Source organism: uncultured Granulicatella sp. (assembly GCF_963515615.1).
Classification (GTDB): domain Bacteria; phylum Bacillota; class Bacilli; order Lactobacillales; family Aerococcaceae; genus Granulicatella.
Window position 1 is genome coordinate 1 of the sequence record NZ_CAUPZT010000021.1, and the last position, 20,129, is coordinate 20,129.

At 33.0% G+C, this 20,129-nt stretch carries 16 protein-coding genes; 12 read left to right on the top strand and 4 right to left on the bottom strand.

The features are described 5' to 3' along the window. The coding region (locus tag RYL55_RS04815; protein WP_315007770.1) for a 1-acyl-sn-glycerol-3-phosphate acyltransferase at positions 1-407 on the bottom strand (407 nt) is incomplete at its 3' end. 336 nt (positions 408-743) lie between these two features. Here RYL55_RS04815 and RYL55_RS04820 point away from each other — a divergent pair. The 12 genes from RYL55_RS04820 (at position 744) to phnE (RYL55_RS04875) (ending at position 11,600) form a co-directional block, all read left to right on the top strand. Next, on the top strand, positions 744-1,382 hold the full coding sequence (locus tag RYL55_RS04820; RefSeq protein WP_314077657.1) for a 3-keto-L-gulonate-6-phosphate decarboxylase UlaD: 639 nt from the start codon (positions 744-746) through the stop codon (positions 1,380-1,382). A gap of 24 nt (positions 1,383-1,406) precedes the next feature. After that, positions 1,407-2,468: an L-ascorbate 6-phosphate lactonase gene (gene ulaG / locus RYL55_RS04825; protein ID WP_006702638.1), complete on the top strand. Its 1,062-nt coding sequence runs from the start codon at positions 1,407-1,409 to the stop codon at positions 2,466-2,468. A gap of 99 nt (positions 2,469-2,567) precedes the next feature. Continuing rightward, positions 2,568-3,017 carry a PTS sugar transporter subunit IIA gene (locus tag RYL55_RS04830; RefSeq protein WP_315007772.1) on the top strand — a complete coding sequence of 150 codons (450 nt, stop codon included), beginning with the start codon at positions 2,568-2,570 and terminating at the stop codon, positions 3,015-3,017. Between the two features lies 1 nt (position 3,018). Further along, positions 3,019-4,515, top strand: a complete 1,497-nt coding sequence (locus tag RYL55_RS04835; protein ID WP_315007774.1) for a PTS ascorbate transporter subunit IIC — start codon at positions 3,019-3,021, stop codon at positions 4,513-4,515. 87 nt (positions 4,516-4,602) lie between these two features. Further along, positions 4,603-4,887, top strand: a complete 285-nt coding sequence (locus RYL55_RS04840) for a PTS sugar transporter subunit IIB (RefSeq protein WP_006702641.1) — start codon at positions 4,603-4,605, stop codon at positions 4,885-4,887. Between the two features lie 22 nt (positions 4,888-4,909). Beyond that, positions 4,910-5,602 (top strand): L-ribulose-5-phosphate 4-epimerase, encoded by a 693-nt coding sequence (locus RYL55_RS04845; RefSeq protein WP_314111131.1) that lies wholly within the window; start codon positions 4,910-4,912, stop codon positions 5,600-5,602. A 9-nt stretch (positions 5,603-5,611) separates the two neighbouring features. After that, on the top strand, positions 5,612-6,448 hold the full coding sequence (locus RYL55_RS04850; protein ID WP_315007777.1) for an L-ribulose-5-phosphate 3-epimerase: 837 nt from the start codon (positions 5,612-5,614) through the stop codon (positions 6,446-6,448). Positions 6,449-6,739: 291 nt separating this feature from the next. After that, the gene (locus RYL55_RS04855; protein ID WP_315007779.1) at positions 6,740-7,555 is read left to right on the top strand and encodes an AAC(3) family N-acetyltransferase; all 816 of its coding nucleotides are present in this window, start codon (positions 6,740-6,742) and stop codon (positions 7,553-7,555) included. Positions 7,556-8,075: 520 nt separating this feature from the next. Next, positions 8,076-9,134: a PhnD/SsuA/transferrin family substrate-binding protein gene (locus RYL55_RS04860; protein WP_315007781.1), complete on the top strand. Its 1,059-nt coding sequence runs from the start codon at positions 8,076-8,078 to the stop codon at positions 9,132-9,134. A gap of 70 nt (positions 9,135-9,204) precedes the next feature. Then, positions 9,205-9,966, top strand: a complete 762-nt coding sequence (phnC, locus tag RYL55_RS04865; protein WP_314111124.1) for a phosphonate ABC transporter ATP-binding protein — start codon at positions 9,205-9,207, stop codon at positions 9,964-9,966. Next, on the top strand, positions 9,956-10,774 hold the full coding sequence (phnE, locus tag RYL55_RS04870) for a phosphonate ABC transporter, permease protein PhnE (RefSeq protein ID WP_315007784.1): 819 nt from the start codon (positions 9,956-9,958) through the stop codon (positions 10,772-10,774). The genes phnC and phnE (RYL55_RS04870) overlap by 11 nt, the downstream gene beginning before the upstream one ends. Before the next feature lie 16 nt (positions 10,775-10,790). After that, positions 10,791-11,600, top strand: coding sequence for a phosphonate ABC transporter, permease protein PhnE (gene phnE / locus RYL55_RS04875; RefSeq protein WP_315007786.1), 810 nt, complete (start codon positions 10,791-10,793; stop codon positions 11,598-11,600). A 19-nt stretch (positions 11,601-11,619) separates the two neighbouring features. Here phnE (RYL55_RS04875) and RYL55_RS04880 read toward each other — a convergent pair whose 3' ends face one another. The 3 genes from RYL55_RS04880 to RYL55_RS04890 form a co-directional block, all read right to left on the bottom strand. After that, positions 11,620-12,234: a DUF624 domain-containing protein gene (locus tag RYL55_RS04880; RefSeq protein WP_315007788.1), complete on the bottom strand. Its 615-nt coding sequence runs from the start codon at positions 12,232-12,234 to the stop codon at positions 11,620-11,622. A gap of 480 nt (positions 12,235-12,714) precedes the next feature. Beyond that, the gene (gene addA, locus RYL55_RS04885) at positions 12,715-16,455 is read right to left on the bottom strand and encodes a helicase-exonuclease AddAB subunit AddA (protein ID WP_315007790.1); all 3,741 of its coding nucleotides are present in this window, start codon (positions 16,453-16,455) and stop codon (positions 12,715-12,717) included. Between the two features lie 3 nt (positions 16,456-16,458). Beyond that, positions 16,459-20,028 carry a PD-(D/E)XK nuclease family protein gene (locus RYL55_RS04890; protein WP_315007792.1) on the bottom strand — a complete coding sequence of 1,190 codons (3,570 nt, stop codon included), beginning with the start codon at positions 20,026-20,028 and terminating at the stop codon, positions 16,459-16,461. Positions 20,029-20,129: the final 101 nt, after the last annotated feature.

Consider the following 20,129-nt stretch of genomic DNA (forward strand, 5'->3'; position numbering starts at 1 on the left):
GGAGCTTTTGCCATACGAGCAATTGTTACAGCCCCACCTTTCATTTCATTAGAGTAACGAGTACCCGTTGGGAAAATCACTAGAGCTTTCTGATGTTCCTTAATCTGAGTAACCGGATGCTTAATCGCACTCGGACCAGGCTTCTCACGATTCACAGGAAACGCTCCTAACTGACGGATAAACCAACCAAATGGCTTAGGCTTAAATAACTCTTGCTTTGCCATCAACACTAAAGACTTCGGATAAACCGCAATGGCTATTAGAACAGGATCTAACCAAGAACGATGCGGAGCAACAATCACATAACCCGTATCTACAGGCAAATTCTCACGCCCCATTACCTTTGAAAACCCATTTAATAATATCAGTAATATACGTACAATAAATATCGTAACTTTATAAATCATATGAAACTCCTTAAAAAATAGATTACTCAAACAGTATGAAGTAGAAAGTTGTATTTTGCAAGATTTTCGATAAATATTTTACAAATAATCTTAAAGAAATCTTATAAATAAAGGATTTTATCAAAAAAATCATAAAAATGAAAACGTTCATAAAACTTAATAAAAGATTAGTTAACTGAGAAACATTGTTGTAGAAAACGTTTTATATTATAATATTTACATGAATAATTACTAGTAGTTATGAAATAATCATTATTTAAGAGACGTCTTAAAGTTTATGATTGTTTCAAATTTTTGTGTGGCAAAAGCCCTGAGAGAGAAAAGGAGAATGACAAAATGGCAATTCCAAATTTACAAGTTGCATTAGACCATTTACGTATCGAAGATGCGTTAAAAGATGCACTTGCTGTTGGTAATGAAGTAGACATTATCGAAGCTGGTACAATTTTAATCTTGAATGAAGGGGACAAAGCAATTAAATGCTTACGTAATGTATTCCCTGATAAAGTTGTCATTGCAGATACAAAATGTGCCGATGCTGGATCAACAGTTGCTAAAAACTGTAAAGATGCTGGTGCCGACTGGATGACTGTCATTTGCTGTGCTACCATCCCTACAATGAAAGCTGCTCAAAAAGAAATTGGCACTTTACAAGTAGAATTATATGGTGACTGGACATTTGAACAAGCAGAGCAATGGCGTGAAGCTGGTATCGACCAAGTCATCTATCACCAAAGTCGTGACGCTCTATTCGCTGGAGCAACTTGGACAGAAAGTGACTTGAACAAAATCAAACGTTTAATTGAGATGGGATTTAAAGTTTCTGCAACTGGTGGATTAACAAAAGATACATTGAAAGTATTCGAAGGTATCGATATTTATACATTCATTGCTGGACGTGGAATTTATGCTACAGAAAATCCTGCACAATCAGCTCGTGAATTTAAAGAAGAAATTAGAAGAATTTGGGGCTAATCTCAAGGAAGGAAAGAAAGAATAATGGCAAACATTAAAGATGTAACAAAAGAATCATGGATTCTATCAACATTCCCAGAATGGGGTACATGGTTAAACGAAGAAATCGAACGTGAGGAAGTTAAACCAGGAACATTTGCTATGTGGTGGTTAGGATGTACAGGTATCTGGTTAAAATCAGAAAAAAACACTAACATCCTATGTGACTTATGGTGTGGAACTGGTAAACGTAGCCACGGAAACGGAAAAATGAAAACTGGACACCAAATGCAACGTATGAGCGGTTGCCAAAACTTACAACCAAACTTACGTACACAACCATTTGTTATCGATCCATTTGAAGTGAAAAATGTAGATGCTTTAGTAGTAACTCACATTCACTCAGACCATTTAGATATCAATACAGCAGCAGCAGTTGCTAACAACTGTCCAGAAGCTAAATTCGTTGGACCACAAGAAGTAGTAAACACTTGGTTAGGTTGGGGAGTTCCAGCTGAACGTACAATCGTTGTACATCCAGGAGACTCAGTGAAAATTAAAGATATCGAAATCGTAGCTTTAGAAGCATTTGACCGTACAGCTTTAGTAACTGCTAAAGATGGCGAAGTATTAAAAGGTAAAATGCCTCAAGATATGGACGAAATCGCAGTTAACTACTTATTCAAAACAAGTGGTGGTAACTTATACCATGCTGGTGACTCTCACTACTCAAACATGTTTGCTAAACATGGTAACGAACACGAAATCGATGTGTGCTTAGGTGCATACGGTGAAAACCCTCGTGGTATCACAGATAAAGTGACTTCAGTTGATATGTTACGTATGGCTGAATCATTAAACGCTAAAGTTGTTATTCCAGTTCACTATGATATCTGGGCTAACTTCCAAGCAGATCCTAAAGAAATTACAGAAATCTGGAAATTCAAAAAAGATCGCTTAGAATATAAATTCAAACCATTCATTTGGCAAGTAGGTGGTAAATACACTTATCCAACAGATAAAGATAAATTAGAATTTAACTTCTACCGTGGATTTGACGACGTATTCTCAGTAGAAAACGACGTACCATTCCCATCATTCTTATAATATCAACATCCGATTGACCGTTACTACGGTAACGGTCAAATCTTAAACTATGGATGAATACGATTTCTTAACTAAAATCGTCAAAAAGGAGTTTTATCAGTGTTAAAAGAAATTATTCAAAACAATCGTTTTAGTTTCCAAAAAGGTTTTTCTTCTTGGGAAGATGCGATTCGCACAGCGTGTCAACCATTGTTAGACCAAAACATTATTACAGCTGACTATTCAGGTTACATTATTAATAATGTTCATGAATTTGGTCCATACATTGTAATCGCACCAGAAATTTGCATTCCACATGCACAAGAAGGAAAAGGTGTTAACGAAACAGCGGTTGCCTTCATGAACGTTGAAGAGGCAGTTGACTTCGGACCTAGTTCTGAATATAAACCTCGTTTATTCTTTGTTTTAGCTTCAACTGACAATGAAAAACATTTAGGGAATTTATCAGAACTTGTAACATTAGTTGAAGATGAAAATACCATCAATGCTTTTGTTAATGCACGTTCAAAAGAAGATCTAGAAAATATTTTACAAGGAATAGGTGAATAATATGGAATTCTTATTTGGTTTTTGGCAATTTTTCTATACAAACATTTTTACTAAACCACAATACTTTGTAGGTTTAATTGTATTAGTAGGTTACTTATTATTAGGTCGTAAATGGTATGACGCATTAGCTGGTTTTATTAAAGCAGTTGTTGGTTATATGATCTTAAACGTAGCGGCTGGTGGATTAGTTTCAAACTTCCGTCCAGTATTAGCAGCATTAGGTGACCGTTTCGGTTTACAAGCAGCAGTTATTGACCCATATTTTGGTCAAGCAGCAGCAGAAGCAGCTTTAAAACAAGCTGGTCATGCAACTGGTTTAACAGTACAAGTACTTTTAGTAGCATTCTTAACTAACTTAGCACTTGTAATTTTCCGTAAATTAACTAAAGTACGTACTGTTTTCATCACTGGTCATATCATGGTACAACAATCAGCTACAGCTACTTGGTTAATGGCATTAGCTTTAGGTGACAATGTACAACAATTACAATTTGTTGTTTTATTAGGTATCGTATTAGGGGTTTATTGGGCAGTAGCAGCTAACTTAACTGTAGAAGCAACTCAAGAATTAACAGAAGGTGGCGGATTCGCAATTGGTCACCAACAAATGTTTGGGGTTTGGTTAGTAGACAAATTTGCACACAAATTCTCTGGTAAAAACGACAAGAAAATTGAAGATTTAGAATTACCAGGATTCTTATCAATCTTTAAAGAATCAATCGTAGCAACTTCTATCTTAATGGTAGTATTCTTCGGAGCTATCTTATTAGTATTAGGTAAAGATTACTTAGTAGGCGTAAACGGTCAAGAAATCGTAGTGATGGCTTCTAAATTCAAAATGGCTACATTAAAAGAAGGCGACAACTTCTTCTTCTACATTTTACAAATTGCTTTAACATTTACAGTATATGTACAAATCTTACAATTAGGGGTTCGTTTATTCGTTGCTGAGTTATCAGAAGCATTCCAAGGTATCTCTAACAAATTATTACCAGGTTCTATGCCAGCCGTTGACTGTGCTGCTGTATATGGATTTGGTTCTCCAAACGCAGTAACAATTGGTTTCTTATTCGGTGTTTTAGGACAAGTAATCGCAATTTTAGGCTTAATCGTGTTCAAATCACCAGTATTAATTATCACAGGTTTCGTTCCTGTATTCTTCGACAACGCAACATTTGCGGTATATGCTAACCACAAAGGTGGTTTACGTGCTGCTTCAATTATGTCATTCTTATCAGGTGTTATCCAAGTTCTTGGTGGTGCTATCGCAGCTGGAGCATTCGGTTTAGCAGCATTCGGTGGATGGCATGGTAACTTCGACTGGGATACAGTATGGGTAGGATTCGGATTCTTAATGCAACACTTCCAATACATTGGTTTAGGTATTGTTTTAGTTATTCTTTTAGCAATTCCTCAATTACAATATAGCCGTAACAAAGAACATTATTTCTTAATCGCAGAAGATTACGAAACATATTTAGAAAATAAACAAGCTTAATTAGTTTAAAACAGAAAAATTTTATTATAAAATAGGTAACGGGTAAGACAAACTTACCCGTTATCAAATTCCAAAGGAGAGATATCAATGAAAGTATTAGCAGCATGTGGAAGTGGAATGGGATCAAGCCAAATTATTAAAATGAAATTAACAAACGTATTCCGTAAATTAAATATTCCATTGGAAGTACATCACTGTGCAGTTTCAGAAGCAAAATCATCAGCTAAAAGCTATGACATGGTAGTTGTTTCTTCAGCATTATTAGAAATCTTCGACGGATTAGATTTACCAAACACTAAAATTGTTGGATTACAAAACTTATTATCAGAAAAAGAAATGACTGAAAAAATTTCAGCAGCTTTAGAGCTTTAATTTAAAAGGAGACTTTTTTATCATGGCATATGAAGCGTTAAAACAACGTGTTCTTGAAGCAAATTTATTATTACCAAAACATAATTTAGTATTATTCACTTGGGGAAATGTTTCAGAATACGACCGTGAAGCTGGCGTTATCGCTATTAAACCTTCAGGGGTAGATTATGATGTAATGAAAGCAGAAGATATCGTTATTGTAGATATCGATGGAAATAAAATCGAAGGAGCTTTAAAACCATCTTCTGACTTAGATACACACTTAGAAATTTATCGTAATTTCCCAGATGTTAAAGGGGTAGTTCATACTCACTCAACTTGGGCAACTACAATGGCTCAAAACGGGCAAGAAATTCCTGCATTTGGTACAACACAAGGGGACTACTTCTATGGAACAATCCCATGTACTCGTGCGATGACTGATGCTGAAATTAAAGGTGCTTATGAGTTAGAAACAGGTAAAGTGATCGTTGAAACATTTAAAGATAAAGACCCTAATGCAATTCCTGGTGTATTAGTATTTAACCATGGCCCGTTTGCTTGGGGGAAAGATGCTTTTGATGCTGTTCACAACATTACTGTTTTAGAACAAGTTGCAAATATGGCTTGGCATAACTTAGTATTAAATCCAAACTTACAACCAATGTCTCAAACAATTTTAGACAAGCACTATTTACGTAAACATGGTGCAAATGCATACTATGGACAAGGGTAGGAGTTAAGCATGTACGAATTAGGACTATATGAAAAATCAATGCCAAACACATTATCATTCAAAGAAAAGTTAGAAACGGTTAAAGTAACTGGATTCGACTTTTTAGAAATGAGTGTGGATGAAACTGATGAAAAATTAGCTCGTTTAGAGTGGACGAAAGAAGAACGTCTTGAACTTGTTAAAACAATGTACGAAACTGGCGTTTCAATTCGTTCTATGTGTTTAAGTGGACACCGTAAATATCCATTTGGATCACATGATGCATCCGTACGTGAACGTAGTATGGAAATCATGGAAAAAGCGATTGAATTAGCAGATGATTTAGGAATTCGTGTCATTCAGTTAGCTGGTTATGATGTATACTATGAAGAAGGCGATGCAGATACATTAGAATTCTTTATCGATAACTTGAAGAAAGCTACTTTATTAGCAGCTCAAAAAGGAATCGTTTTAGGATTCGAAACAATGGAAACTCCATTTATGAATACAGTGGAAAAATCAATGCGTTTTGTAAACTTAGTAGATTCTCCTTATTTACAAGTTTATCCAGATTCAGGAAATTTAAAAAATGCTTCTTTAGAACCTGGTGCGAAAAATGTTTATGAAGATATTGAATTAGGGAAAGGTCACATTGTAGCTGCTCACTTAAAAGAAACAATTCCTGGACATTATCGTGAAATTCCTTTTGGAACTGGACAAATTGATTTCAAGAAAATGGTGGACACATTCTTATCGATTGGTGTTCGTCGTTTCACTGGAGAATTCTGGTATGTTGGACAAGAAAACTGGTTAGAGGATATTCATTTCGCTAACAAATTCTTACGTTCATATTTCCCAGAAAAATAATTAAAGAATTAATGTAACATCCTTAGAGTAATCTTGGGATGTTTTTTTCGTAAGAATTCCGTGTACATAGAAAATACTGTTGATATAGTAGCAAGGTCGCCAGCAGCCAGCTAAAGCTGTCTCATGGCTAAACTTTGAGCCTAGGTCTCAAAGTTTCCCTGCAATGAAAGTAGCTATTGCTACTTTCATTGCTTTTGCTACTATGGTGTATTTTCTATGTATACTGAATTCTATTGATTTTTCTATTCTAACAGTTAAAATAAATATAATTAGGGTACGTAAAAGAGGGGAGTGAGTTTATTGTATTCTTATATGCAAAAGTCTATTGATAAAAATTTTACGCCAATTACGAAAGAGGTTTTAATACATAAGTTTTCTCAGTTAGGAATTAAAAGTGGGGATACTTTATTAGTTCATGCTTCTTTGTCTTCATTAGGGTATGTGGTTGGTGGTGCGGAAGCTTTGTTTTTGGCTTTAACGGAAATTATTGGAGAACAGGGAACGATTGTTGTGCCTTCTCAAACGGTTGAAATTTCAGATCCTGCTAGTTGGCAATATCCTCCAGTGCCAGAAGAGTGGCATGATGTTATTCGTGATGCTATGCCTGCCTATTCAAAGGAGTTATCGTATAGTAAAGCGATGGGAGCTTTTAGTCAATTGATTGGAATTTTGCCTGATTCTATTCGTAGTAATCATCCTATGTATTCTTTTACAGCGATTGGAAAGAAGGCTAGTGAAATTATTGGACAGGATTCCTTTGATTTCCCATTTGGAGACGAATCACCATTAAGAAGAATGTATTCAATAGGTGCTAAAATATTAATGATTGGAACTGATTTCGAAACAAATACGTCACTCCATTTAGCTGAACATCGGTTGAATAGAGAAATCATTCATGAAAGAAGTAAAATATTAACAGAAGACGGAGAGAAATGGATTTCGTTTAAAAATATTGAATTGGATATTTACGACGACTACTTAGAAATTCAAAAAAACTTTATGGAACAGTATACTGTTAATTACATTAAAATCAACGAAGGCAATGTATATTTATTCGATATGAAAGAATGTGTCGATTTTACGCATCGCTATTATGACTCAAAATAAGAGAATAGATATTTTACGTACAGATTCAGAATCTATTAAAAATACTCAATAGCAGCAAAAGCAATACAAGTAGCAATAGCTACTTGTATTGCAGGGAAACATCGAGACCTAGGCTCGATGTTTAGCCATGAGACTCGCATAGCGAGGCTGCTGGCGACCTTGCAACTATATCTGCAGTATTTTTAATAGATTCTGAAGAACTAAAGGGTCAAAATAGATTTTCAAATTAGAACGAAAATAACCGAACGTTAATATTAAAAACGTTCGGTTATTATTATTGTTTTCGAATAATTATTTGATTCATTATTTAGCAATTATTTGATTTTTCTGCTTTCATCAGTATAACGTTCGTGTTTTACACGTTTTCATGATTAGAAAATGAATTTATTTTATGAAAATTCGTTAAAAAATGTATTTTTTAATACAAATCTCTTGTAATTATCGTTCGTATTTTGTATGATTGTAATTGAGGTTGAGAGTTTCAATCTTGTAGAAAACATATCTTAGGGGGATATATTTTATGAAGAAATCTTTTTGGTCAAAATTAGCACTTGGAGTATCAGCAGCAGCTTTACTTGCAGCTTGTTCTAGTCAATCAAGTGATACAGGCTCATCTAAAGGAAAAGGCTCAAAAACAATTGATACTTTGAAAGTAGCTTTTGTACCTTCACGTGATCCGGAAGCAATCGTGACAGCTACTGAACCATTGAAAGAATTATTGAAAAAAGAATTAGCAGCAGAAGGATATACAGTAAACAATGTTGATATCAATGTTGGTACAAGCTTCGATGCAGTAGGGGAAGCTTTAGCATCAGGTACAGCAGATGTTGGTTTCATTCCTGGTGGTACTTATGTATTATTCGATAAAGAAGTCGATGTTTTATTAACAGCAACACGTTCTGGATTAGAAAAAAATTCTTCTAATGCAAAAGATTGGAACGATGGTAAAGAATCAAAACGTTCTAGCGAACAAGTTACTTCATATAAAGGGTTAATTATTGCTGGACCTACAGAAAAAGGGAAAGCAATTGCTGAAAAAGTAAACAGTGGACAAGATATTTCTTGGGAAGACTTAAATTCAGCAAACTGGGGAGTTTTAGGAACTTCTTCATCTTCAGGATATATTTATCCTACATTATGGCTACAAGATAAATTCGGTAAGAATATCTCAGATTTACAAAATGTTGTTCAATCTGATTCTTACGCTTCATCAGCAGCTCGTTTAGCTTCTGGACAAATTGATATTATGGTTGGTTATGCTGACTTACGTAATGATTATGCTAAGAAATGGACTAGTGAGTATGGTCGTTCTGAAGAAATTTGGAAAGAAACAAATGTTGTTGGTGTAACTCCAGATATTTATAATGACACAATTTCAGTAAGTAAATCTTCACCAATTGTAGACGATGCGTTTAAAGAAGCTTTCGCAAATGCGATGATTAAATTAGCTGGTACAGATGAAGGTAAAGAAGTCATTAAAATTTACTCTCATTCAGGATACAAGAAAGCTAAGTCAGCTGACTATGATAAAGAACGTGAAGCACAAAAAGTTCTAAAAAAATTAAAATCAGCTAAGTAAGACAAGAAATGATGATCAAATGAGGGTTAGGAGTAAATCCTGACCCTTTTTTTGAGAAAGAGGACATATTATGATTAAATTTGAAAATGTTTCAAAAACTTATCCAAATGGTGTTAAAGGGTTAAAAAATATTAATTTAGAAATTGAACAAGGTGAATTTGTTTCAATTATTGGTTTATCAGGAGCTGGTAAATCTACATTAATTCGTACGATTAACCGAATGATTGAAATTACAGAAGGAACTTTAACCGTTGATGGTACAAATGTATCTTCATTAAAAGGAAAATCTCTTCGTAAATTCCGTAGAAATAAAGTAGGGATGATTTTCCAATCATTTAATTTAGTAACAAGAACAACGGTTATTAAAAACGTATTAACTTCAATCGTTCCAGATATTCCATTTGTTCGTTCATTATTTGGAATTTATACAAAAGAAGAAAAATTACACGCTTTAGAAGCTTTAGATAAAGTGGGGATTGTTGATAAAGCATTTATTCGTGCAGACCAATTATCTGGTGGACAACAACAACGTGTTGCTTTAGCAAGAACATTAGCTCAAAATCCTGAAATTATTTTAGCAGATGAACCAGTTGCGGCATTAGACCCAATTACAGCTAAACGTGTAATGGAAGACTTTAGAAAAATTAATCAAGAATTAAATATTTCTATTTTATTAAACATTCACCATGTAGAATTAGCTTTAGAATATGCAGATCGTATTATCGGTATTCGTGATGGTGAAATTGTTTACGATGGCCCAAGTAGTCAAGTAACGAAAGAAGTATTAGATTTAATCTATAAAGGAAAGGCGGAGGAGTTACATGAAGGATAATAAACTCTTCGCTTCAAAAGAATTTACTTTAAAAAATGGTACAACTGTAAAAGAACCAAAATCAAAAACGATTTTTGTTATCATTGGATTATTAATTGCTATGTACTATTCTGGTAAAGTAACAGGTTTTAATTTACACACTATTTTACAACGTGGTGTTCAATTCTTTGTTATTATCGGTCGTATGTTCCCACCTACTTGGGAATATTCAAGTAATATTTGGCAACCATTAATTGATACGATTAAAATGTCATTATTAGGATCATTATTAGGGTCTATTTTAGTTATTCCGTTTGCAATTGTTGCATCAAGTAATATTGTAAAAAGTAAATGGATTATTAGTTTAAGTCGTTTATTTTTAAGTGTGGTACGTACATTACCAACTCTTGTAACTGCCTTAATTGCAACGTATATCTTTGGATTAGGAACAATGGCTGGTACATTTGCGATTGCAACGTATACTTTTGCATACTGTGGTAAACAATTATATGAACAAATTGAAACAGTAGATATGGGAGCTTTTGAAGCTGCTGAAGCTTTAGGAGCAACAAAAGGTCAAGCTTTTACAAGTGCGATTATTCCTCAAATTTTACCAACTTACTTAGCAAGTTCATTATATTGCTTTGAAGGTAATGTTCGTTATGCATCTATTTTAGGATATGTAGGTGCCGGTGGTATCGGGATTATTTTAAATGAGAACCTTGGTTGGCGTGAATATGGTAATGTAGGGATGATTTTAGTGACATTATTCTTTACTGTAGTCATTATTGAATCAGTAAGTTACTACTTACGTACGAAATTAACATAGAAGGGGAGTTAAACACATGAATGAAGCAGTATTAAAACAATATGAAAAAGCTCCTCGTACATGGATTGTTCAATTAGGTGTTTTATTCTTATTTATTATTATTTTTGCGTGGTCAGGATCTACGATTGAATTAAGTAAAATTCCAGAAAATGGTTTACAAATTTCTCAAAGTATTTTACAAGGAATTGTAACTCCTGAAACATCGTTATTATTAAACTTTACAACAAAAGGTGTTCCATATTTATTATTAGAAACAATTTCGATTGCATTTCTAGGAACATTAGTGGGTGCTATTTTAGCAATTCCATTTTCATTTATTTCAGCAACTAATATCGTTCCAAAACCTGTTGCAGTGATTGGACGTACAGCAATTATGGCAATTCGTACGGTTCCAACATTAATTTATGGGTTAATGTTTATTCGTGTAACAGGACCTGGTGCTTTTACAGGATTACTAACAATGTCTGTAGCATCGATTGGGATGATTTCAAAATTATATATCGAAGCTATTGAAGACTTGGATTACAAGATTTTGGAATCATTAGATGCTAGTGGATGTAATTTTTATCAAAAAATTCGTTTTGGGATCTTGCCACAATTAATTCCAGCATTCATTTCTACAGTTATTTATCGTTTTGATATGAACTTAAGAGATGCAACTGTTTTAGGAATGGTTGGAGCCGGTGGTATCGGTGCTCCATTAATCTTTGCGATGACAGCCTATAAATGGCACGAAGTAGGGGCTATCCTATGTGGCTTAATTGTATTAGTATTAGTGATTGAATACTTATCAACGAAGATTCGTACTTACTTAGCACGTGGATAAATCAAAAAAGCATGAAGGATTAAACTTCATGCTTTTTTTCTACTTTTGAAAACATTTTATGAAATAATGGAGCTAATGTATAACCCATTAACGAAATTCCAATAATTCCCATGAAATATAGGACCGTTTCTTGAAAAATACTAAATCCGATAAGAATAACTGGAATAGCAAAAATAGCAACAGCTTCCTTTAAAGAAATAAAAATAAATAAATATCCATCACGAATATAACTCTTAATCGTACCAAAATACTGTGTTCTTGCTAAAGAAATCAACATTGCAGTGAATGTCATACATAGAAATAAAAAGAAAACAATCGCTAACATCATGCCAAAAATATTTTGGAAACTATACCAAAATTGAATAACATATACCGTAGCTGCAATGATTGAAGTATAAATTAAAGAGACAGCAACACGTACAAAGAATAAATGTTTCAATTCATTCCAAAAAGTTTTCACTAAATAACCATCTTCATTTTCGGAAAACTTCATCATTGTATAAAACAAAGCCGCCAAAACAGGTCCGATCGTAACAATAGGAATACTAATGACAATCACAAAAAAGTTCAACAAAATAAAATCTGCCAACATCGTAGCAAATCTCCAAAAAGGACTTTCCTCATTAAATTTCATCCAAAACCATCCTTTAACTATATAAAATACAAAATACATTATACGATTAAGCCCAAAATTAAGCAAGTTATCGTATGAAAGTACATATTATATAATTAGAACAGAATAGATAATGTTCTAGACTGATAACGTAAAAAGTAAGAAATCATTGAATAAAGTATTTGAAGTTACTTAATTATGATAAACGTAAAAAGTGAGAAATAATTGATACAGTAGCTAAAGTAAAAGAATCAGATAGGATTCTTTTACAGGTAAACTTTGATACCATGGCTCAAAGTTTACCCATGAGACTCGCAAAGCGAGGCTGCTGGCGACCTAGCTACAGTCAATCAATTATTTCGAACGATATCTAGGTTTACATAATATATATTAAAGAAAGTTATATATCGAAAACAAACCGAGCAACACAATTGCTCCACCTAAATCTAAACCAACATATAACATATAAGGACGTCCATCACGAACGTCCTTCTACCATAATTAAACATTAGAAATATCTATCGATTGACCAATCGATAATAAACATAACATACGTTTAGTAACTTTCTTTTGATAACTTGTTTCTAATGCCTCAGCATATAAATTTAATTGCTGTTTATACTTATCGACGACTTTCTGTATTCCTTTTTGTGTCGGTACCACATGATCCGTCTTATAATCAAATAAGATAATCTCATCGTCTAATTCCACAAATCCGTCGATAATCCCGTGAATTAACATCGAATCTTCATTATCTGGTAAATGCTTAAAGATACGTTTTGCTGTTACAACATGTGAAAATGCTTGTTCACGGTTTAATAATGCTTCATGTTCCTGTATCCATTGTCCTAATTCACTTTGGAAGAAATGATAAACTTGGTCAACTGGAATTACTGCAGCAACTTCTTTTTCTAAAAATTGTGTCTCAACTAAATGTTGAATCGTTTCTTGAATGAATTCAGGAGTAATTTCCTTTGTTAAGTCTAACTTTTGCATCAATAAATGTAAACCGCTTCCACGTTCAGCAGCTGAAACTTTTTGTTTAGATTCCATAAAGCTTGGTTTTGCTAATTCAGATGTTAAATAAACATATTGTTGCACAGTTTTTTCTGTTTGTTGAGTTTGTTGAGTTTGTTCTCCCAACTGAGGTAGTTGTTTCACATCTGGTTCTTCATTCATACGTTTAATTTCAGATACACTTTGATAACTTGCTGTAGTGGATGCTAACAAATAAGGATACGTTTGTTTTAAATCTTCTAATAAATTTGATAAATTTTTAACCGATTTTCCTTCTACTTGCTTTTGTAACCACTCTACTTCATTAATAGAAGCCGTTTCAGTATCTTGAATCCAATTGAGTGAATTCTTTTTAATTTGTTCAAAGTCAATGACTTCTTGATGGAAGGAAACTTTCTCTTGCTTTCTCATTGTAGCCATTAAAATCCACGTTAAATAATTATCGACATGATAACGAAGAGAATATGGCAATGTTTCATCATCAATATCTTCAATCATAGAATGTTCTTCTTTAAATTTTTCAAAATCTTTTAAAGAACCGACAATAATGAGTTTTTCACGTGCACGAGTCATTGCTACGTACAATTTTCTCATTTCTTCAGATAGTAATTTATTTTTCTCTGCTTTATAAGCCATCACATATGGAATGGTTGTATATTGAATTCTTTCAGGAAATTGTAAATATTTAACACCTACACCTAATTCATCACTACGAATGGCTTGTTGACGAATATCTTGCTGGTTAAATTTCTTTCCAGCATTCATTAAAAATACAACTGGATATTCTAATCCCTTACTAGCATGAATCGTCATGACACGTACTGCATCTTCTTCATCAGAAATTTGAGTAGGTTCTTCTAAATCTTGCTTTTTATGTTGCATTTGCTGAATAAATCGAACAAAATTACGTAAACCTTTAAAGCTAGAATCTTCAAAATCTTTCGCATACTTATATAAGGCATGTAAATTCAAGACACGTTGCTGTCCCACAGATTGCCCATGTACATATGTTAAATAGTTCGTATCCATATAAATTTGCCAAATAAGCGTACTGATTGACTGGTGATTCGCAATATCTCTCCAAGATTCTAATTGTGCTAAAAATGCTTGTACACGTTCTTTTAATTGTTGTTGTTGAGTACTATCGTAATAAGTTACTTCTTCTAGTTTAAAATGCTCCACAAATTGAACACAAGCTTCATAAAACGAACAAGATTTATTGTGTTTACGAATATGAGCAAGATCTATTTCATCTAATCCAACGATTCCTGAACGTAATACTGCAACAAATGGAATATCTTGAGTAGGATTATCAATAATTTTTAGTACAGACATCATAATGGCAATTTCTGTTCGTTTAAAATATTGAAGATTTTTTTGCACTAAAACAGGAATTTGATACTGAGTAAAAATTTCTTCAATTAATCCATTATTAGCCTTTGTTGGCGCTAAAATGACGATATCTTTATATTGTATTGGTCGTTTTTTCGGATTGTCCTTTGTACTTTCTTCATGCATGATTTCAAATTGATTTGCCATCAATTCTTTAATTTTACCAGCAATAAAATGGACTTCAGCACTAGCTGAACTATCAATCAAACTTTCCGATTCCAATTCAGAAGATTCTTCTTCCTCTTCTTCTAGATTAGCATTTTGAATAATATAGCATTCGCTAAATTTATCTGTGTCTTCTGAATAATTCAAGTTTCCAGTTTTTAAAGCAGCTGAATCATCATAATCAATTTGACCTAATTCATGATCCATAATTTGTCTAAAAATTAAATTTGTAAAGGATAATACTTGATCTCTAGAACGGAAGTTTTCAGCTAAAATAATTCGTTTTCCGCCATTTTCATCTGCATAAGCTTCATACTTATCTCTAAATAAAGATGGATCTGCAAGACGGAATGCATATATCGATTGTTTGACATCTCCTACCATGAAGAGATTATTCTCTCTAGCAACACTTGTCAAAATGGCTTCTTGAACTCGGTTTACATCTTGGTATTCATCAATTAGAACTTCAGTAAATAGTTCTTGATAATATTTTTTAGCAATCAAAACTCCATTTTTCTCAGTGGAAAGAATCGCTAATGTATCATGTTCTAAATCAGAGAAATCAATTTTGTTTGAAGTTTTCTTTTCCAATTGGAAAGCTTCATAAAATTTTAAGACAACTTGAGATAAATGCAACATCATTGGATAAATATTTCTTAAATGTTTCATTTGAATCTCAGGAGACTCGAAAAAGGCTGTTGCTAATAATTGATCTTCCCAATGTTTCTTCAGGCTATCTCTTTTACGTTTAATGGCCTGAACGGATTCTTTATCTGTAGTTTCATCTTTTTTAGGTACGGTTGGGAAACGGTCAAACTTCACCTCTTGAGCTAATGTATTGGCTGCAGTGTAATTACCACTTGCAAATGCTGCATACACTTCTTGGATTTTTTGAGCATCAGCTTCAACCACATCTTTACACTTTTCAAATCCAGTTACTTCAGCTAATTTAATTAATTCATCATAGGCAGAAACTAAATACTTTAATTCTTCGATAATATAAGGTGCAAATTGATCCTTTATAATAGGAATTTCACCATATTCATCCTTTGTTTCATATAAATCCGCTAAAGAAGAAATCCATTGTTTTGGATTTGGTTTTGAACGTGAAAAATCATATAGTTGATAAACTAATGTTGTAAATCCATCATCATTACGATCACTAGAAAAATAGCGCATTAAACCATCCATCCAAGAATGTTCTTCTAATAATTCATCTTGTATATTTCGCCATACTTTTTCTTTTAATAAAGTCCCCTCTACTTCATTTAATAGTGAAAATACAGGGTCTAACTGACTTAAATAGAAATAACGACGAATGACTTTCATACAGAAACTATGAATGGTAGAAATCGTAGCATTTGGTAATAAACTTAGTTGTTTGATATACATATGCTTTTTAGTAATATCTGTTTCTTTTGTAATAGCTTTTTCTAAATTAGTACGTAGACGTTCTTTCATTTCTTTTGCAGCAGCTTCAGTAAAAGTCACAATTAATAAAGAATCAATATTAACGCTATCTTCTATATATCCCATAATTCGGTCAACTAATACTTTTGTTTTTCCTGATCCGGCAGAAGCAGAAACTAATAAATTATCGCCTCTTTGCCAAATTGCTTGCCATTGTTCAGGCGTTGCTTGTACACCCTCTGGTTTTACTGGTATCACCCACTATTCCTCCTTTCCGTCAATTTTATTTCTCATCCAAGTTAAGTTCTCTTGAAGAGGCATTTTCGTTAAAAATTGATAGTTATTTTCTGGATTCGTTGCATCAAACATTGAAATTGCACTGAATTTTCCATTCACTGAATCTGCATATTCTTTTAATTCATCAAATGGGGCAATTTGATTTTCTCCATTTAAAATTTGTTCTCCTGCAGTTTTCAATTGATAGAAAGCAAAGTCCATTAATAAATTGATATCATCAGGGGTATAGACTTGGCTAGTTGCCTTATATTCTCCATCTTTCTTAACACCAAATGGTAATACAATAGAGTCTCCTGCTTCAAAATCAGGTTGAACTTGTTGCAGAACTCCTAAATCATTTGTCAATAATCCAGATAATTTATATTTCTTCAGACGAGTTTCTTCAAAATCTGCATCTGATTTCAGATCTTTAGCATTAAAGCTTGGTTGAAAAACATGCATATATAATCCACCATAAGGCGTTACAGTTTTCTTAAATTGGTCAGAAACAATGTTTCTAGCTACTGATAAATACGTTAATAGTTGTAGTTGAATGCCATAACGTAATCGATTGATATCAAATTTTTGTACTGAAGATTTATAATCGACAATTCCTAAATGGTAACCTTTTTCGGTTTCTAAAAGGTCTATACGGTCAATTTTTCCACGAATAGATAGAGATTGAGTATCATTTAATAGAATTTCAATTTTTTTATAGGGCTCTCTGCCAAATGCTACTTCTGTTTTCCATGGTGTTACTTGTAATTGTTGCAATTGCATTAGCGCAGCAGCTAATGTTTGTCGAATTGTATCTTGTAGTAAAACTTTTGTCCAATTCATTCTAGGAGATGCATTTAAAATTTGGAATCTTGCATCTTCATTCATAGAATCAAAGATTTCTTTTAATAATACTTCGGTTGTTGTTTTATCAATAGAACGAATATCTAATTGTAATTCATGAACTTTACGAATAAACTGGTCAAATGTTTCATGAAAATATTCCCCAGATCCAGCTGCTGTTAATTCGAACTCTCTACGTTCACGTAAATTCAAACCATATTGTAAGAAATGACTAAATGGATCCTTATAAAAGGTTTCAACTTGAGAAGTTGATAAGTATAAATGATTTCCGTATAATTCAGCAGCCAATTCTTTTGGTAATTGCTTTGCAATATTTAAATGGAATACACTGTCCACTAATGTATGATACTCCTGTTGGAAATCTTTATCCTGTCTTAATAAATGAGGTAAAGCAATCCAAATAGATGGAATATCTTCTTCTTTTGAAAATTTATACTGACGAAGTTTCTGTAATAAGGTCGTAAATAATTCATGAATGGTTACAAAGTTGCCCTGTTCAAATCGTTCTTGCTGTTTTTGATTGCCATCCACTGTAGTAATTTCATATTGATTTAAAATACGTTCTACAAAACTAGAAGGTTTTAATTTAGCGCCTTTATCTGTATGATGCATCGATAAGAATAACTTTTCAGTTGCTGAAGTTAACACTTTATAAAATAAAAATGGCTCTACTGATTGTTTTTGAATGGTTGTTGGATGTAAGAAACGACCACTATCTAATTTACTTAATAAATACTCTCTTTCTTCATCTGTCATTAGCCCACTCTCCTCTTCCATTCGAGGAAGGACGCCTTGCGATAAACCAATCACAAAAGTAATCTTTTTAGGAGAATAACGAACAGAATCAATTCCCGTACACGTTAACTGGTCTAAAGTAGATGGAGCCATATTATAGTGTGTATGTTCAAATCCTGTATGTAATAATAATTGGAAGATTTCCCAATCAAACGGTTCATCTCCAAAAATATAAACATACTCCTCTAATAATTTTAAAAATTCATTCCATACTTGATCCTGTCTACGAGCAGTTTGGATATCCCCAATATTGGCAGCATGATTTCTCCAATATAAGAATGCTTCCGTTACACCAATTTTTTCTAATAATTGATATAGGAGAGTTATCGCTTCTTTTGTTGTCTCAACTTTATCCAATGTTTTATAAAATGGTTCTAATAAAGAGACGATTTGCTCTCGTAGTTCTTGTGCTTGTGTTAATTGTTGATGAACTAGCACTTCTCTACTACTTAAGCTATCTTCATCAATATTTTCAACTTGATAATTCCAAGTTTTGCTTGAAATCCAATCTTTTCCTTCATAGCCTTGAGCTAGTATAATTGTTTCAGTTTCATCTAATGTTTGACGATATTGAATCAAGGCATCTCTTAGCGTAACTTCCTCATCATCCTTATTCACTATATTTGCTCGATTTAAGGGCCAGAAGCAATATTCACTTCTTAATAGGTTCATTATGTCATGATAACGCCAAAAATGCTTCTGGATAGCAAAAATCGCGTCTAGTACTTGAATGAGTGGATGATGCTCCATTGTATCTGATAAATCCATAAAATAAGGAATTTGATACGTTTCTAATAAAGGTTGCAGGAGTGTTTGTTGTTCTTCTAAATTTCTCGATAAAATTTGAATATCTTGGTAACGATATTTTCCACTATCAACTAATGTTTTAATGGTTGCTAATGTTTCTTGGATTTCTTGACGTTCCTCTTCATAAGTTGTCCATTGTAAAGCTTCAATTTTCCGTGATGTACGTTTTGAAGTAGTTTCAAGTCCCCCACTTGTTTCTAACCAATATTGTTCAAGTTCGAAAAAGTCAGGATGATAAGTGTTATTTCCTTCTTTTAATTCTTTTAAAACTGGATTACTTTCATCAATCATTAACCAATTTAGTAAGCGAGAAATTAATTGACGATTAGAATCAAATAAACTAGATTCTAGTGTTTCTTTTGGTTTAAAAGCATCTGTTGTTGCAGTAGTATAAAACTCTACTCCTCCGCACGATTTCACTAATGCATCAATCACTTCTAATTCCATCGCATTTAAGTGATATGACTGATCAATCACAACGTATGTATTTGATAAATCCATAGATGAAATTTCTTGCGCTAATATACGTAATAAATCTTCCGATTGAACAAAATCTTGTTTTAAATACTCTAAATAATGTTTATAAATGATGCCAAATTCTTTCAAACGTTGATCAATTTCTTCGTAAGAATCCTGTTCAAACCACTCTGAGAAATCCTCTACTTCGATTCCTCCTAAACGAAATTCTTGCATGACAGCAGATAAACGTTCAATAAAACCTTTATGACGAGATTCCTTATTAAATAACACTAATTCATCTTGATATTCAGATAATATTTTTTGTAATATCATACAAATTCCAACCTTGGATAAAGACGGACGTTGAAGTGCAGCATGATCTCTTAAAAAATACCAAGCTAATCGATTAAAACTGTATACTTGTAATTTTGTCACAGCATAAGAATTCTTTGGTTGTTGTAATAACTGCCCCACTTGTTGAATCATTTCTAATTCTGCAGAAAACTTAATATGATCTGGTACAAGATAAATAACTTGATTCTTGCTAGATTGTTTTAACCAATCTGCAATTTTTGTAGCAATATGCGAAACTTTCGCACTTGTTTCTTTTGTAAGAATGACTTCGAAACTCATAAGAACCTCCTATCGTTTATTCCCCTTAACTTAACCATATAACGATGAATTTGTAAACAAAAATAAAACGATTTTTCTATTTGTAGCACTCCGCTACGCAG

Excerpts from the sequence above, each read along its gene's own strand:
- RYL55_RS04820 (WP_314077657.1), top strand. The coding sequence starts at position 744 with ATGGCAATTCCAAATTTACAAGTTGCATTAGACCATTTACGTATCGAA.
- ulaG (WP_006702638.1), top strand. The coding sequence starts at position 1,407 with ATGGCAAACATTAAAGATGTAACAAAAGAATCATGGATTCTATCAACA.
- RYL55_RS04835 (WP_315007774.1), top strand. The coding sequence starts at position 3,019 with ATGGAATTCTTATTTGGTTTTTGGCAATTTTTCTATACAAACATTTTT.
- RYL55_RS04840 (WP_006702641.1), top strand. The coding sequence starts at position 4,603 with ATGAAAGTATTAGCAGCATGTGGAAGTGGAATGGGATCAAGCCAAATT.
- RYL55_RS04845 (WP_314111131.1), top strand. The coding sequence starts at position 4,910 with ATGGCATATGAAGCGTTAAAACAACGTGTTCTTGAAGCAAATTTATTA.
- RYL55_RS04850 (WP_315007777.1), top strand. The coding sequence starts at position 5,612 with ATGTACGAATTAGGACTATATGAAAAATCAATGCCAAACACATTATCA.
- RYL55_RS04860 (WP_315007781.1), top strand. The coding sequence starts at position 8,076 with ATGAAGAAATCTTTTTGGTCAAAATTAGCACTTGGAGTATCAGCAGCA.
- phnC (WP_314111124.1), top strand. The coding sequence starts at position 9,205 with ATGATTAAATTTGAAAATGTTTCAAAAACTTATCCAAATGGTGTTAAA.
- phnE (WP_315007784.1), top strand. The coding sequence starts at position 9,956 with ATGAAGGATAATAAACTCTTCGCTTCAAAAGAATTTACTTTAAAAAAT.
- phnE (WP_315007786.1), top strand. The coding sequence starts at position 10,791 with ATGAATGAAGCAGTATTAAAACAATATGAAAAAGCTCCTCGTACATGG.
- RYL55_RS04880 (WP_315007788.1), bottom strand. The coding sequence starts at position 12,234 with ATGAAATTTAATGAGGAAAGTCCTTTTTGGAGATTTGCTACGATGTTG.
- RYL55_RS04890 (WP_315007792.1), bottom strand. The coding sequence starts at position 20,028 with ATGAGTTTCGAAGTCATTCTTACAAAAGAAACAAGTGCGAAAGTTTCG.